Consider the following 15,547-nt stretch of genomic DNA (forward strand, 5'->3'; position numbering starts at 1 on the left):
GAGGATGGGTAGGCTATGAAGAAATTTCGGTTTCGCCTGGAGACATTACTAAAATTTCGAAAAATGGAAGAAGAACAGGCGCAGATCAAGATGACTGAGGCCAGTATGCGCTTATATAAGGAACAAGAATTTTTGAATCAATTTCAAAACAAACTACTAGGCAGCCTTACTTTACTCAGCGAAGAACATGCTGGTTCTCCAACAATTGAAACTCTTAAGACTTTTAGCTATTATATCGATAAGATTAAAAAAGATATTATTTTTCAGCAAGAGCAAATCGTTAAGGCCGAGGCTTACCGACAAGAGTGTCTTGTTGTCTTGGAAGCTGCGATGAAACAAAGAAAACTTGTTGACAATTTGCGAAAAAAACGATTAGAACAGTATAATATCGAATTATTGCAAGACGAACAAAAAGTTCTTGATGAGCTTGGAACGCAGGCCTTTATGCGTAACAAGGAGAGTGAATAAACATGATGTCAAGTATTAACCATGTGGTTCAGCGGATTGCCGACATAGAACGACGCTTTGCTCCAACTGTTCCGGCAACTCAAGCTGGCAGCAATTTTGCTACAGTACTTTCAGCTGCCAATACCCAACAAGCCAATAATATCCCAAGCACCTCACCTGGCAATAGTGCTCAAGGTGGGGACATTGCCAAAATGGTACAAGTAGCTGCTGCTAAATATGGTGTTGATCCAAAATTGGCAATGGCTGTTGCTGAAGCTGAATCTGGATTATCGCAAGACGCTGTTTCCCCTGTTGGTGCAGTGGGTGTAATGCAGCTTATGCCAGAAACGGCCAGTTCACTTGGGGTAGGTAATATTAATGATCCGCGTGAGAATGTTGATGGTGGTGTTCGTTATCTGAAACAGATGCTGACTACATTTGATGGTGATGTTTCTAAAGCGGTAGCTGCCTATAATGCCGGACCACAAGCGGTGAAGAACTATAATGGTGTTCCGCCGTACAGTGAAACACGTAACTATGTAGCTAGGGTTCTATCTCTGGCTAAGTAGAGGAGTCTATAATTAATTATGGCTGAAAAACCGAAAAATCCTGCCGCCAAACCTAAACAAACAGCAAGCGTGCCTACTACTAATGCCCCGGAGGCAGAGGCTCCCAAATCAAAATTTAGTGTAGTTTTTAAAGTGTTGTCTATTCTTGTGGCTTTGTGCATTTTGATCGCCATAGGTTTTGCTGCCGGAGTTTATTTAAAAGTGATTGACATAGAGAAAATTACTAAAGATGCGAATTTGGCGCAATACCCGGCGGTTGCTCGTTTTTTTCCAAAAACGAACTTTGAACCGGTAGAACTGGAAAGCGATGCTGCTGCCGCTCAACAAGTATTGCCAAATGGCCCCAAACAGGTTCAGCCGCCAGTCTCGATGTTACCAACGCCTCAACCCCCAGGCACTACTGTCATTACCAAAGAAGAGGTAGAGAAGCAGACTAAAATTAAACAGCAAGAAGAAACTAAACGTATTTCCAAGCTAGCTCGGCTCTATGGGGGAATGAAACCAGAGGCGGCGGTTGCTATTATGCAAGAACTAGATGACTCCACCGTTATTTCTATTTTTGGAAAAATGGAAGAAGAACAAGTTTCCAAAATCTTAGCCTTAATTGATTCCTCACGTGCTGCTCGCATATCCCAGGAAATGCTTAGAGGTCAGCCTCAAGTACCTAGGTTATAGCGTGATATAGCCAAGTAACACCTATGAAAGGAGGTGAAAAAATGAATCTAGCACTTAATCTATTACCAACAAAATCTAGCCCAGCTCCAGTGTCGTCTAGCAAAAGCTCAAATAGCAGCTCTAAAAGTCAAACCAAGACTAGCTTTAGTGATACACTGAACAATGTGGTTTCTAAGTCTGATGAAGTAACTGCCAACGAGCAGGAATCGGTTGCCGTTGATAACCCCATGGATTCGGTGGCGCCTAATAATGTAATTAAGAAAAATGATACTGATACAGCTAAAGAGCAAACGTCTGCTGGTTCTGCCACGCCTGTGGGTGATACAGCTAAGCTTGAGGAAAACGATTTGCTTGATCAAGAGGGGTTGACAAACCTTACTAGTTCTGCTTTAACCACGCAAATACTGCTTGCTATGCCAGTAGTGAACACGCCAGTTGTGAACACGCAGTCTGCAGAACAAGGTACTACCGCGTTAACTGCAACAGCGATTAGTCAACTCCAGATGGCAACGAATGTTCCTGAGGTCTCCACGCTAGCACAACCAGCAACAACTTCTGATTCTATGCAGAACCCTGTTACCAATAGTAATCAAAGTAACATGACGCAAAATGTCATGTCTAACCTGCTGCAAACCGGGCAACAAAGTCCGGAAATGCTAAGTAAGCTATCAGGAAGTATTACAGTCACAGTATCAAGTGGTGCGACAGAGCAAGAAAATTTGGCGCAAGTACCAACAGGACTGCAATCCCAAGCCGTACAGGTAGAAGCCATTCCAAACTCTAACACAACAGTTGTATCGCAAACAGCAGCAGGTCTGCAAAACCAAGCGGCGCAAGTCGAAATTGCCGCAGAGCCTAACGGCGCAATTGCAGCGCAAACGGCAGTAGGGTTGGGGTTGCAAACGCAAGCCGTGAAAGTAGAAGCTACCCCAAGTGCTAACAGTAATACGAATCAGCAAGAGCAGTTACCTAGCGAGCAAGTGGTTATACCGGCAGTGGGAACCAACCAGCAGGAGAGAACTTTAAGTTCAAACCTTGGCGGTGGTGAAGGACAGAAAAATAGCCTGGCAGATTCCAGTACACTCCGAGTTACACAGGAGCTGTCGACTGAAGGTACTGAAGTAACGAATTCGCCTATATTTGCACATAATTTAGATGCTGCCTTAGTATCCACAACTGGTATAATGGCGTCAACTAAAACTACTGAAACTCAGTCACCAACCACTCAAGTTGCCGACGTGTATCAAGTTGTTGATCAAATTGTGGAGCAAACGAAAATTATTACCATAGCTCAAAATACAGAAATGGTTATGAAGCTCAAACCAGAACATCTTGGTGAACTTACCCTTAAAGTAGCTATCGAAAACGGTGTGGTAAATGCCAGCTTCCATTCCAATAATCCGGAAGTGCGCAGTCTTATTGAAGCTTCGCTGCCTCAACTGAAGCAAGACTTAGCCAATACGGGGTTAAAAGTGGATAATGTTAGTGTTTATGCCGGTCTCAGTCAATTTCAGCCTAACCAAGGTCAGGAGCAAAACACGCGGCAGCAATTAATGAAGTTTACTAATAAAAAATCTGCCGGTGATTTTATCGAAGCGCTTGATGGTGAAATAATAGGCGGAAATACTTCAGGAATTGGCTCGCAATCTGGTGTAGATTACCGTATTTAAAAAAAGAAGGTGTTAACATGGCTAATGCATATTCAGTTGCCGGTACTAGTCAATCTTCGTCTAACACTGACAGTACTGCGACTACCAGGAAAAAAAGTGATGATCTTGGTAAAGATGATTTTTTGAAGCTACTACTCACCCAATTGCAGTATCAGGATCCGATGAACCCGATGGAGGATAAAGATTTTATTGCGCAAATGGCGCAGTTTACCAGTTTGGAACAAATGAAGAACCTGAATACTTCCATGCAGATGACCCAAGCCAGTAATATGATTGGTTCAAAAGTTTTTTGGACTGACAGCGCTTCCGCTAAGGAAATGTCAGGGGTTGTTTCAAGTGTCCGGGTAGTCAGCGGTGAACCTAGACTGATTATTGGCAATACTTCCATTGAACTGAGCAAAGTAACGGCAGTTGAGTCTCCAACGCAGACAACTAATCATGCTTCCACGCGGGTGGCAGAAGCTTTGGTAGAAGCTAATACTATGATTGGCATGAAGGTTACCTGGACTGACAGCACTACCGCTAAACCAATGTCAGGGATCGTTATAGGTGCAAAGGTAGTGGATGGTGAAGCAAAATTGTTAATTGGCGATACTTACATTGATATGAACAAAGTAACAGCAGTTGAGTATCCGCCGAAAGTAACCAGTAATGACTGATAATCGTATCTATACTACTTACCAACCGTTAGCGCCAGTTATTTCGCCAAATCAATCGACAACTGCAACTGGTTCTGCCAATAAAGCAACCACCGTTTCCAATTTTAATCAGGTGTTGCAACAGGAAATAGCAGGGGTTAAATTTTCCCAACATGCCATGCAACGCTTACATAGCCGAAATATTCACCTTGATAGTTCACAATTAGGTAAGCTAGGGCAAGCGGTCGAGAAAGCGGCACAAAAGGGTGCCAAAGAATCGCTTATCCTAATGAACGACAGCTTGGCATTTGTTGTCAGTGTCAAAAACAAGACTGTCATAACAGCTATGGACGGTGCCACTATTAAAGATAATGTATTTACCAATATTGATAGTGCTGTGATTATTTAGGGCTGGACCTCTTAAGGAAGCCCGCAATACTGCTGAATGACTGAGGCAGTCAATAATACTAGAGAGATATACATAATAAAGTAGGAGGTCACTTTTACTATGATGCGTTCACTATTTTCCGGCGTAGCCGGTCTGAAAAACCACCAGACCCGTATGGACGTTATTGGCAATAACATTGCTAACGTAAATACCGCTGGTTTTAAAGCAAGTAGAGTTAACTTTCAGGATATTTTAAGCCAAAGCCTGCAAGGGGCGTCTGCTGCTCAAGGCAATCGTGGTGGTACCAACCCTATGCAAATTGGTCTTGGTATGGGTGTTGCCAGTATTGACACACTTTTTACGGATGGTGCTCCTCAAACAACTGGCAAACAAACTGACCTATACATTCAAGGTCAAGGTTTTTTTGTTGTGTCTGACGGCGCTAACCAATACTATACCAGAGCCGGCAATTTTGACTTTGATACCAGCGGCAATTATGTGATACCCGGTAGTGGTCTTAAAGTTATGGGATGGATGCCGGACGCTGCGGGAAATATTAATACAACTGGTCCGATTACATCGATACAGGTTCCTGCCGGAACTACCATGGCTCCGAAAGTATCGACAGAGATTGCCGTTGGCAATAATTTAAGTGCTGATGGGAAAGGGACGGCGGTTGGGATTCCTACAGCAGATAAAGCGATGGACATTAATGGACAACTGGACGCAAATGCTAAAGTAGGAACTGTAGTGTCTTTCACAGTGAATACCTATTTGCAGAGCGGTGCTTTAGTACCGATTACAATTAATTATACAAAAACAGGAAATCCGGGTGTCAATACATGGAGCGTTACAGCAGGAGATGATACTGGTAGCGCACACTCAATTACCGTGCCTTTAGCAACTCCAGCAGATGATTTTTCACTTACAATTGAAGGGCAGAGTGTTATGTTTCATTCTGCCATTTCCAATGGTGCCAACACTCTAACTGGACAGATAACAGCTCTAACTGCTGCTGATGCCAATACTTCAGCTACAATGAGCGGAGTTATTCCGGCTGATGCTAAGGAAAATGCTACAGTATCGACTAATATTTCGGTTATTGATAATACCGGTAATAGAATAACAATTCCTGTAACTCTTAAAAAAACCAGTAATGCAGAAGAATGGGAAGTTAGTACAACTGACCCTAATATTACCATCACTGCTCCTGGTACATTTATCGTTGGCGATTCGCTGCATTCTTCTATTTCTGTAACTGGATCAGGAACCCTGAGTGCGCTTACAACCATAGATATGTCGGGAATCACCACTGGGAAGTCAGCCATAGCAAATACATCGCTTAGTGTTTATGACAGCGTGGGAACGGCGCATAAAGTGGATTATACGTTTACGAAAACCGGTGTGCCGGGAGAATGGGTTGTTTCTGCCAAAGTCGACGGTACCGCGACGGCAGTGAATAACGACAAAGTGACCTTTAATTCCAAAGGTGTGTTAATTTCACCGACTTCAGCTGCCACGGGGCCATTGGTTACCGTGCCAGGCAGTAATGGTGCTGTCAGCTTCCCTGTTACCATGAATCTGTTCTTGGAAAATGGCACGACTCCGGCCGTTACCCAATATAGTGGTGAGTCTACGGTGTTGGCCAATAGTACTGATGGCTACACATCAGGCACAATTGATATGTCAAAACTGACCATTGACAAAAGTGGTACGATTTCTGCCATCTTTTCTAATGGGATAAACAAGACTCTAGGGCAGGTGGCTTTGGCTACATTTAACAACCCGGGTGGGTTAAGTAAAGTCGGTGATACCATGTTTGCTAAATCAAACAATTCCGGCCAACCACAGGTTGGTGCAGGGTCTACTGGCGGGCGTGGGTCGTTTATTTCCGCTTCGTTGGAAATGTCCAACGTTGATTTGGCGCAGCAATTCAGTGATATGATTATTACCCAGCGTGGCTTCCAGGCTAACTCCAAGATTATCACAACAACAGATGAAATGCTGGAGTTATTAGCCAATCTGAAACGATAATTTCAAGGAAAGGTAGCGGGGGGAAAGCCTCCCTTCTGCTACCTGTTTTTTCCGGAGGAAAAGTATAAACTAGCCATGAATTTTTATAGAACAATAGTAAGGGAGGGAATGACATGATAAAGGTTACAAAACTTAAATCTCAAGATTGTGATTTTGTAGTAAATGCCGAATTGATTGAAACCATTGAAGAGACACCTGATACAGTGATTACTTTAACTAGCGGGAAGAAACTGATTGTAGAAGAAGCGATGGATGAGATTGTGCGTAAGGTAATGGATTATCGCCGGGCATTATTTCGGAATATGCGCTAACATGAAATGTATGTGAGTAGCAAATAGGATGAGTAGTCCAAAGATACTGTAAGGGAGGTGCGCCAGTGGCTGAAGAGGAAAAACCCAAGAAGATGTCGATGATGGTACTGATCATCTTAATTGTTGTGGGCTTAATTTTAGCCGGTGGTATTTCGTATTTGATTGCAACTAGGGTTGTGTCAGATCAAACGGTTGAGAAAAAAAATGCTCTGCATGAGCCAGGACAGTTTATTAAGCTGGGGGATGCAAAAGACGGGTTGATTATCAATATTGGCGGTGTAAATAGTGGTCGTTATCTTAAAATTGGCGTCATTGTAGAATTAAAACCAAATAAAAATGCAGCGACAAAGGAAGGGAAAATGCCGTCACCTGAGGAAATAAAGATATTAGATACTGCTGTTTATGTTTTGCGTTCACAAAAAATTGAAGATTTTGACCCAACCAAGCAAGAGCAGTTAAAAGAGATGTTGAAAAATGAAATTAACACAACGCTTGGTGAAGAACGAGTTTATGATATCTATATAACCAATTTTGTTTTACAGTAGCTTCGCGTTCATTCTTTTAGTATAATTAAAATAGCTGTAGTCAGCTAGGATGTTAGTAGCAATTTTGGATAGGAAAGGAGGGGGAGGATTGGCAGGACCCGATGTTTTATCACAATCTGAAATTGACGAACTTTTGTCAGCTTTATCTACCGGCGTTGTAACTGCTGAAGAAATAAAAACCGAAGAAAAACAACGTAAAATCAAAATATATGACTTTAAACGCCCAGATAAATTTTCAAAGGATCAAATTCGTACTCTGTATATGCTTCATGAAAATTTTGCGCGCTTGCTTAATACGTACCTATCAGCGCATCTTCGGACACTTATTCATATTGATGTGGCCTCTGTTGACCAACTGACATATGAGGAGTTTATCCGGTCAATGCCAAACCCCAGCGTTATTAGTATTTTTCAGATGCGACCACTTAAAGGAAACGCAATATTAGAGATAAATCCTAATATTGTACTGGCAATTATTGATCGATTATTTGGCGGTCCAGGTTTACCACCTGCTAAGCCACGTTCGTTGACTGATATTGAGGAAGCGATTATCCGAAAAGTTATTAATAAAGCGATGGATAGCATGCAAGAAGCCTGGAAGCAGGTTCTGGCGATTGAACCACGCATGGAGGCGTTAGAGACTAACCCGCAGTTTACACAGATTGTTCCTCCTAATGATATGGTAGTACTCATTACCCTTCAAGCTAAGATTGGCCAAGCCGAAGGTCTGATGAATATCTGTATTCCGTATTTGGTACTTGAACCAATTATGTCAAAATTGACGACAACATTCTGGGTGTCGTCGGCAGCAGCTAAGCAAGCTTCACCGGAAACGGTGAATGTATTAAAACGAAAAATTGAGAGAACGCTTATTCCTGTTATTGTTGAACTTGGACGAGCTACTGTTACTGTCCATGAACTATTGGATTTAGGAGTGGGTGATGTACTGCAATTGGAAACGAAAGCAGAAAGTGATTTAAGTATACTTGTTGGCAGCCGAGAAAAATTTAAGTGTAAACCGGGACTTATTTCTAATAGAAATGCAATACAAATAACGCAAGTAATTTCCCAAGGAGATGATGATAATGAGTGATGGATTCCTGTCCCAGGAAGAAATAGACGCTTTGCTAAGAGGCGAACCGGTTGCAGCCTCGCCATCTCCGGCAGGGCAAGATTTATCCGACATTGAAAAAGATGCTTTAGGTGAGATTGGTAATATATCTATGGGTACTGCGGCCACGACAATGTCAGTGCTTTTAGGTAGGCGAGTATCAATTACTACACCGAAGGTTTCGATAACTAGCTTAAATGAGATTAAACGCCAATATCCGTTACCCTATTTAGTTATTGAAGTTGGGTACACGCAAGGTCTATTAGGTACTAATATTTTAGCAGTACGTGAGCAGGATGCATTAATTATTGCTGACTTAATGATGGGTGGAGATGGCACAAATCCGCAAACAGAACTCAATGAACTCTATATGAGTGCTGTTAGCGAAGCGATGAATCAGATGATGGGTTCAACGGCAACCTCCATATCGACGATGTTTAAGAAAAAGGTAGATATTGCACCACCGAAAGTCAATCTGTTGGATTTCGCAGTAGATCCTAATATTGATAGTATTGTTTCAGGTGATGATTCGTTAGTACGTATCTCTTTCCGGATGGAGGTAGAGGATCTTATTGACAGCGAGCTTATGCAAATATTACCTATTAATATAGCTAAGGAAATGGTCGAAAATCTGTTGAATGCTGTACAACAGCCTGCGGCGTCAGCACCACAGCCTGCCGCTTCTCCTAAGCCAGTAGCTGAACCGCAACCGGCTCCTGTATATGCCGCTCAACCAGCATCCCAGCCTAAGCAGCAACAAGTGCAAAATGTTGCTGTACAGCCAGTGCAGTTTGCTCCTTTAAAAGCGGCAGGCATACCTGGTGTAGATACCAATATTGGCCTTATTATGGATGTGCCGCTCCAGATTACGGTTGAACTTGGGCGAACTCGCAAACTAATTCGCGATATTCTGGAATTGACTCCAGGATCAGTGGTAGAATTGGATAAGCTTGCAGGTGAACCGGTAGATATTTTGGTTAATGGTAAACTGATTGCCAAAGGTGAGGTTGTAGTAATTGATGAAAACTTTGGCGTACGGATTACCGATATAATAACTCCGTTGGAGCGGGCTAGCCATCTTCAGTAGTAATTCCAAATTTTTTTGAGATAGGGGAGATAAATTTAATGGCCATTAAAGTTTTAATTGTTGATGATGCCGCTTTTATGAGAATGATGATTAAAGATATTTTATCTAAAAATGGGTATGATGTAGTAGGCGAAGCGGAAAATGGGCTCAAAGCGGTAGAAAAATATCAGGAACTTAAACCGGATTTGACCACTATGGATATTACTATGCCAGAGATGGATGGAATTGCCGCCGTAAAAGAAATTAAAAAAATAGACGCTAGCGCAAAAGTAATTATGTGTAGCGCAATGGGACAACAGGCGATGGTTATTGAAGCAATTCAATCAGGAGCTCGCGATTTTATTGTTAAGCCTTTTCAACCTGACCGTGTTCTGGAAGCTGTCCGCAAAGCAGTTGGTTAGTCAGGTGAAATTGATAGATGCTTAGTAATTGGCGCGTTAGCGGCGGTATTCTAATTTTTCTTGTTTGTTTATCTTTGTTTACAGGTCAGGTGTTGGCGGCTGCGGAAACGGGCGAGTATTTAAAATATCAGGAGCCTCAACCAGCAACGTCATCTTGGTTTGCAACCAGTGGATATATTTTATCATTACTATTAACATTTTTATTGGTTCTTGGTCTTGCTTATCTTACTTCGCGGTTCTTAGGACAAAGACTGACTAGCGGTGGAGGATTTGGAAGTGGTAAGATTTATGCTACCCTATCTTTGGGGCCTAACCGCGCTATCTATGTAATTGAGATAGCCGGCAAGTTTATGGTATTAGGAGTAACCGAGCAGAATATTACGATGCTCAATGAGATAACCTCTCTATCAGATATTGAACAGCTTAAGGCCACTCAAAATATCGTTATGCCTCCGGAACAATTTAGTAGTGTTTTTCAGCGTCAACTTGGTTTGCTCAGAAAAATGCAAAAAAAATCCCCCGATGCTTTCAGTTCCGACACTCTCGAATTTCGCGAGAAGGAGCATGATACCGATAGTAGGAAGAGGTAAATAGAGTGTCTCAAAGGATTAACTATGTGAAATCAGGGCAATACCAAGTTTTGATTTTGACTATAATTATGGTATTAGCTTGTCCCATTGTAGCTGGAGCAGCACCTTTAATACCTATTCCCAATATCAATGTTGGGGTGGAACAAGCAAATAGTCCTCAGGATGTTGCGCTTAGCCTGCAAGTTCTGTTAATGTTAACGGTGCTTTCACTGGCACCGTCTATTTTGATTATGATGACTTCCTTCACACGCATAATTATAGTATTATCATTTTTGCGTAGCGCGTTGGCAACGCAAAATGTGCCTCCTAATCAGGTTATAGTAGGGCTTTCACTGTTCTTAACTTTTTATACGATGTCCCCCTACTTTGATCAGGTGAACCAAAATGCTTTTCAACCGATGCTGGCGGGGACAATGGATCAGCAAACCGCGATGACCGAGGCTGTGAAACCTATGCGGGAATTTATGTTTAAACAGACTCGCGAAAACGATTTAGCCTTATTTGTAAATTTATCTGAGATGCCACGACCTAATGCACCGGAAGATGTTCCCACATCAGTATTAATTCCGGCTTTTATTATTAGTGAACTAAAAACTGCTTTTCAAATAGGTTTTTTGATTTATATTCCATTTATTGTTATTGATATGGTGGTGGCTAGCACCCTCATGGCGATGGGGATGATGATGCTACCGCCAGTAATGATATCGTTACCTTTTAAAATTTTATTATTTATATTGGTGGATGGTTGGCATTTGATTATCCGATCATTAGTCAGTAGCTTTGTGTAGAGGGGGGCACTTATGTCTGGCGATATGGCTATCCAGGTTGGTCGCGATGCCTTAACAATGGTCATGATGGTGTCAGCCCCAATGCTCATTCTTGGTCTGATTGTCGGTGTTGCGGTCAGCATATTCCAAGCGACAACCCAAATACAAGAGCAGTCACTTGCTTTTATTCCCAAGATTATTGCTGTTTTTGTTGCTGTACTTGTTTTTGGTCCATGGATGCTTAGTATATTGGTGGGCTATACCAGGGAAATTTTTATGAGTCTGCCTAATATGGTGCGTTAATGGGGAGCTAGTTTTACTGATAGATAGGTGGTAACAAATAGTGGATTTGTTTACTTTATTGCAAAATCAGTTAGGCTTTTTCCTACTGATCTTTGCAAGGATAAGTGGTGTTTTTTCATCGGCTCCTATTTTTGGCGCTCGCAATGTTCCATTACTAGTAAAGGCGGGGTTGTCATTACTAATATCCTATATTTTGTTACCACTATTAATTCAACCAAACCTTGTTATCCCGGATGCTTTGCTCTCCTATATAGCGATCGTTATTAGTGAATTTTTGATTGGCTTGATCATGGGGTTTGCTTGTTCATTTATCTTTTATGGGATACAGATGTCAGGCACCTTACTTGATACACAAATCGGTTTTGGAATGGTTAATGTTATCGATCCTCAATTCGGTCAACAGGTACCACTTATTGGTAATTTTAAATATATATTAGCAATATTAGTGTTTTTGACCAGTAATAGTCATCACCTTTTTTTATCAGCGATTGTTTACAGTTTTACAAGTATCCCGGTAACCCACGGATTGTTTCGCCCGGAAATGGCTAATATTGCAGTAGATATGGTTGTTGATCTTTTTATTATTGCAATTAAGATTAGTTTGCCCGTGTTGGTAGCATTGGTGCTTACCGATGTAGCATTAGGTATTTTGGCTCGTACCATGCCGCAAATGAATATTTTTGTTGTTGGTATGCCGGGCAAAATTATTGTCGGCATTTTTGTACTATCGTTAGCGTTGCCAGTTTATATAGCATTTTTGGAGGTGATTTTCAGTGATGGTTTTCATAATATGTATCGCCTCTTGGAGAGTTTCGCCCCCAGTTAACGATAGCCAATATAAGCTAACTAACTTTGATTTACAGTTGTTTAATGGTGAAAAAACGGAAGAGGCTACCCCTAAGCGTAAATCGGAAGCTAAGCAAAAGGGGCAGGTGGCCAAAAGCTCTGAGATTAGTTCGGCTTTCGTCATTTTGGCTGGTTTTTACACGCTGAATTTGTTAGGTGTTGGTGTATATAATGAATTAGCAAGTTACACGACAGCTATTTTATCTAGTTTGGCGACAACCGATTTAACGATTAATGCTATTCAGTTATTATTTCTAAATATTGGAATCGTTATGGCAAAAACAGTTTTGCCGATTCTCTTAGTTATTATGGTAATATCAGTGGTTATTAATTTTATGCAAGTAGGAGTAATTTTTTCAACAGAAGTGTTAATGCCGGATTTTGGTAAAGTAAATCCACTATCTGGTTTTCAGCGACTATTTTCAAAAAGATCACTTGTTGAACTCGCCAAAGCTCTTTTTAAAGTAGGTGTTATTGGTTATTTTATTTATCGTTTTGCCGTTGTTAAAACAAGTGATATTCCCAAACTAATTAGCATGGAATTAATTGACTCCCTTAAATTAGTTGGATCGTTGGTTATTGACCTGGCTTTTCAAATTATTGCAGTTATGATGATTTTGGCAATATTTGATTATATGTATCAATGGTGGGAACATAATCAAAGTTTGAAGATGTCTAAGGAAGAAGTCAAACAAGAAATGAAGCAAACGGAAGGCGATCCGCAAATAAAAGGCAAAATCAGGGAAAAACAGCGGGCTATGGCTATGCGGCGGATGATGCAAGAAATTCCTCAAGCTGATGTGGTTGTTACCAATCCTACTCATTTAGCTATTGCCCTTAAGTATGATAAAAGTATGGCCGCTCCGGTGGTTCTGGCTAAAGGTCAGGATTTTTTGGCTGAACGGATCAAACAAGTAGCACGAGAAAATAAAGTTGTTGTTGTTGAGAATAAACCATTAGCCCGGGCATTATATCCTGTGGTAGAGGTTGGTAATGTTATACCTAATGAGTTATATCAGGCGGTTGCAGAAGTCTTGGCTTACGTATATCGGTTAAAGAAACGTTTGTCCTAGCTTGAAGGAGCGATAGAATAGATGGCTACTAGTCGAGAATCTGCCTTGATTACAGGCATAGAAAAATATAGTGATGTCATGGTTGCGGTTGCTATTATTACAATTGTAGTAATGATGATTATTCCACTACCGACAATGCTGCTTGACTTATTATTGACATTAAATATTACATTAGCCTTGATTATTGTAATGGTGGCTATTTATAATATTGAGCCTTTAGATTTTTCTGTATTTCCGTCATTGCTGTTAATTACGACCTTATTTCGATTGGCACTTAATGTATCGTCTACACGTCTTATTTTACTTGAGGGACATGCTGGCGAAGTCATTGCCGCTTTCGGTAATTTTGTAGTTGGTGGTAATGCGGTAGTTGGTTTTATTGTGTTTGTTATTTTGATTATCATTCAGTTTATTGTAATTACTAAGGGCGCTGAACGTGTTGCTGAAGTTGCCGCCCGCTTTACTTTGGATGCTATGCCTGGTAAGCAAATGAGTATTGATGCTGATCTTAATGCTGGGCTTATTAGTGATAAAGATGCGCGTGAGCGCCGTAGAAATATTCAACGGGAAGCTGATTTTTATGGTGCAATGGATGGTGCGAGTAAATTTGTTAAAGGCGATGCCATTGCTGCTATTATTATTATAGTAATCAATATTGTCGGTGGTTTTGTTATTGGGATGGTGCAGCGGAACCTGGATGTTCTGCAAGCACTTCAGACGTATACGTTGTTGACAGTAGGCGAAGGTTTGGTTAATCAGATACCAGCGTTATTAGTATCTACGGCTACAGGTCTTGTGGTAACTAGAGCAGCTTCTGATTCTAACTTAGGCTCAGATCTTACCCGTCAAATTATCAATAATCCCCGCATATTTTTTATTGCCAGCGGGGTATTATTGATTTTAGGCTTAATTCCAGGGTTGCCGGGCGTTCCGTTTTTTGCTCTCAGTGCTATTACTGGGGGCGTCGGCTATACCCTCATTAGAACTCAACAATCAGATGTTCAGATGGAAGCGTCTCAACAAGAGGAAATTGAGAAAGAAGAGGTCCGAAAACCCGAAAATATCATTGCATTGCTGCAAGTTGATCCAATGGAATTGGAGATTGGTTATAGTCTTATTCCGCTTGTTGATGTCAGCCAAGGCGGTGACTTATTAGACCGAGTGGTTATGATTCGCCGTCAATGCGCATTAGAACTTGGGCTGATTGTTCCGACAATCCGGATTCGCGATAATATTCAATTGAAACCTAATATCTATGTAATTAAATTAAAAGGTATTGAAATTGCCAGAGGCGAATTAATGTTAGATCACTTTTTAGCCATGGATTCAGGTGCAGCTTTTGAATCAGTGCCAGGAGTTGAAACTGTAGAACCGGCTTTTGGGCTGCCAGCGCTGTGGATTCAAGAGACTTATCGTGAGCAAGCCGAGCTGGCAGGTTATACGGTAGTTGACCCGGTGTCTGTTTTGGCAACACATCTTACTGAGATTATCAAGAGCCATGCTGCTGAGATTCTAGGAAGGCAGGAAGTACAAACCTTGGTTGATTCGGTTAAACAAAATAATGCAACTGTTGTTGAGGAATTGACCCCTAATCTCTTATCAATTGGCGAAATTCAAAAAATATTGGGGAATTTGCTGCGTGAGAAAGTTTCTATTAGAGATTTGGTGACAATTTTTGAGACAGTGGCTGATTATGCTCAATTAACGAAAGATACGGAGATTTTAACCGAATATGTTCGACATGCACTGTCTCGCCAAATATCCCGTCAATTTGTAAATAATAATATGTTAACCTGTTTAACGGTTGATCCGCAGTTGGAAAATACGATTGTTAATTCAGTGCAGCGAACTGAACAAGGTTCATATGTTGCATTAGAGCCAAAAATGGTGCAAGCTGTAATTACTAGTCTTACAAATGAACTTTCTAAGCTTACTAATATGGGTTATCAGCCAGTAGTTCTTACAAATCCGGGAGCTAGGCTGTATTTTCGCAAACTTACAGAACGAGTAGCGCCCAATTTAACGGTTTTATCCTATGCTGAATTGGATCCAAAAGCTGAAGTGCAGGCACTAGGGATGGTGAAATTGTAAG

18 protein-coding genes are annotated in these 15,547 nt (G+C 41.3%); all 18 read left to right on the plus strand.

Annotated elements, in window-relative coordinates; all coding sequences use genetic code 11:
* Positions 1 to 15: 15 nt before the first annotated feature.
* The gene (gene fliJ / locus ACZ449_RS05765; RefSeq protein WP_464260101.1) at positions 16 to 468 is read left to right on the plus strand and encodes a flagellar export protein FliJ; all 453 of its coding nucleotides are present in this window, start codon (positions 16 to 18) and stop codon (positions 466 to 468) included.
* Positions 469 to 473: 5 nt separating this feature from the next.
* Positions 474 to 1,016, plus strand: coding sequence for a lytic transglycosylase domain-containing protein (locus tag ACZ449_RS05770; RefSeq protein WP_464261820.1), 543 nt, complete (start codon positions 474 to 476; stop codon positions 1,014 to 1,016).
* A gap of 18 nt (positions 1,017 to 1,034) precedes the next feature.
* Positions 1,035 to 1,691: a MotE family protein gene (locus tag ACZ449_RS05775; RefSeq protein WP_464260102.1), complete on the plus strand. Its 657-nt coding sequence runs from the start codon at positions 1,035 to 1,037 to the stop codon at positions 1,689 to 1,691.
* A 41-nt stretch (positions 1,692 to 1,732) separates the two neighbouring features.
* The gene (locus tag ACZ449_RS05780; protein WP_464260103.1) at positions 1,733 to 3,361 is read left to right on the plus strand and encodes a flagellar hook-length control protein FliK; all 1,629 of its coding nucleotides are present in this window, start codon (positions 1,733 to 1,735) and stop codon (positions 3,359 to 3,361) included.
* A gap of 17 nt (positions 3,362 to 3,378) precedes the next feature.
* The gene (gene flgD, locus ACZ449_RS05785; protein WP_464260104.1) at positions 3,379 to 4,020 is read left to right on the plus strand and encodes a flagellar hook assembly protein FlgD; all 642 of its coding nucleotides are present in this window, start codon (positions 3,379 to 3,381) and stop codon (positions 4,018 to 4,020) included.
* Positions 4,013 to 4,408 (plus strand): TIGR02530 family flagellar biosynthesis protein, encoded by a 396-nt coding sequence (locus tag ACZ449_RS05790; RefSeq protein WP_464260105.1) that lies wholly within the window; start codon positions 4,013 to 4,015, stop codon positions 4,406 to 4,408. Before flgD ends, ACZ449_RS05790 begins: the two co-directional genes overlap by 8 nt.
* A gap of 99 nt (positions 4,409 to 4,507) precedes the next feature.
* Positions 4,508 to 6,421, plus strand: a complete 1,914-nt coding sequence (locus tag ACZ449_RS05795) for a flagellar hook protein FlgE (RefSeq protein WP_464260106.1) — start codon at positions 4,508 to 4,510, stop codon at positions 6,419 to 6,421.
* 113 nt (positions 6,422 to 6,534) lie between these two features.
* Positions 6,535 to 6,732, plus strand: a complete 198-nt coding sequence (locus ACZ449_RS05800; protein ID WP_021167586.1) for a flagellar FlbD family protein — start codon at positions 6,535 to 6,537, stop codon at positions 6,730 to 6,732.
* 65 nt (positions 6,733 to 6,797) lie between these two features.
* Positions 6,798 to 7,277 (plus strand): flagellar basal body-associated FliL family protein, encoded by a 480-nt coding sequence (locus ACZ449_RS05805; RefSeq protein ID WP_464260107.1) that lies wholly within the window; start codon positions 6,798 to 6,800, stop codon positions 7,275 to 7,277.
* An 88-nt stretch (positions 7,278 to 7,365) separates the two neighbouring features.
* Positions 7,366 to 8,370 (plus strand): flagellar motor switch protein FliM, encoded by a 1,005-nt coding sequence (fliM, locus tag ACZ449_RS05810; RefSeq protein WP_464260108.1) that lies wholly within the window; start codon positions 7,366 to 7,368, stop codon positions 8,368 to 8,370.
* A complete protein-coding gene (fliY, locus tag ACZ449_RS05815) occupies positions 8,363 to 9,475 on the plus strand; it encodes a flagellar motor switch phosphatase FliY (protein ID WP_464260109.1) in 1,113 nt (370 codons plus the stop codon). The genes fliM and fliY overlap by 8 nt, the downstream gene beginning before the upstream one ends.
* Before the next feature lie 38 nt (positions 9,476 to 9,513).
* Positions 9,514 to 9,876: a response regulator gene (locus ACZ449_RS05820; protein WP_464260110.1), complete on the plus strand. Its 363-nt coding sequence runs from the start codon at positions 9,514 to 9,516 to the stop codon at positions 9,874 to 9,876.
* 17 nt (positions 9,877 to 9,893) lie between these two features.
* Positions 9,894 to 10,466 (plus strand): flagellar biosynthetic protein FliO, encoded by a 573-nt coding sequence (gene fliO / locus ACZ449_RS05825; protein WP_464260111.1) that lies wholly within the window; start codon positions 9,894 to 9,896, stop codon positions 10,464 to 10,466.
* A 68-nt stretch (positions 10,467 to 10,534) separates the two neighbouring features.
* Complete coding sequence (fliP, locus tag ACZ449_RS05830; RefSeq protein WP_464261821.1) at positions 10,535 to 11,254, plus strand: flagellar type III secretion system pore protein FliP; 720 nt, start codon at positions 10,535 to 10,537, stop codon at positions 11,252 to 11,254.
* A 12-nt stretch (positions 11,255 to 11,266) separates the two neighbouring features.
* Positions 11,267 to 11,536: a flagellar biosynthesis protein FliQ gene (fliQ, locus tag ACZ449_RS05835; RefSeq protein WP_464260112.1), complete on the plus strand. Its 270-nt coding sequence runs from the start codon at positions 11,267 to 11,269 to the stop codon at positions 11,534 to 11,536.
* Between the two features lie 40 nt (positions 11,537 to 11,576).
* Positions 11,577 to 12,362, plus strand: coding sequence for a flagellar biosynthetic protein FliR (fliR, locus tag ACZ449_RS05840; protein ID WP_464260113.1), 786 nt, complete (start codon positions 11,577 to 11,579; stop codon positions 12,360 to 12,362).
* Positions 12,313 to 13,455 (plus strand): flagellar biosynthesis protein FlhB, encoded by a 1,143-nt coding sequence (gene flhB, locus ACZ449_RS05845; protein ID WP_464261822.1) that lies wholly within the window; start codon positions 12,313 to 12,315, stop codon positions 13,453 to 13,455. Before fliR ends, flhB begins: the two co-directional genes overlap by 50 nt.
* Before the next feature lie 21 nt (positions 13,456 to 13,476).
* Positions 13,477 to 15,546, plus strand: a complete 2,070-nt coding sequence (gene flhA, locus ACZ449_RS05850; RefSeq protein ID WP_464260114.1) for a flagellar biosynthesis protein FlhA — start codon at positions 13,477 to 13,479, stop codon at positions 15,544 to 15,546.
* The last annotated feature ends 1 nt before the right edge of the window (position 15,547 follow it).

Source organism: Desulfosporomusa polytropa, from assembly GCF_055380075.1.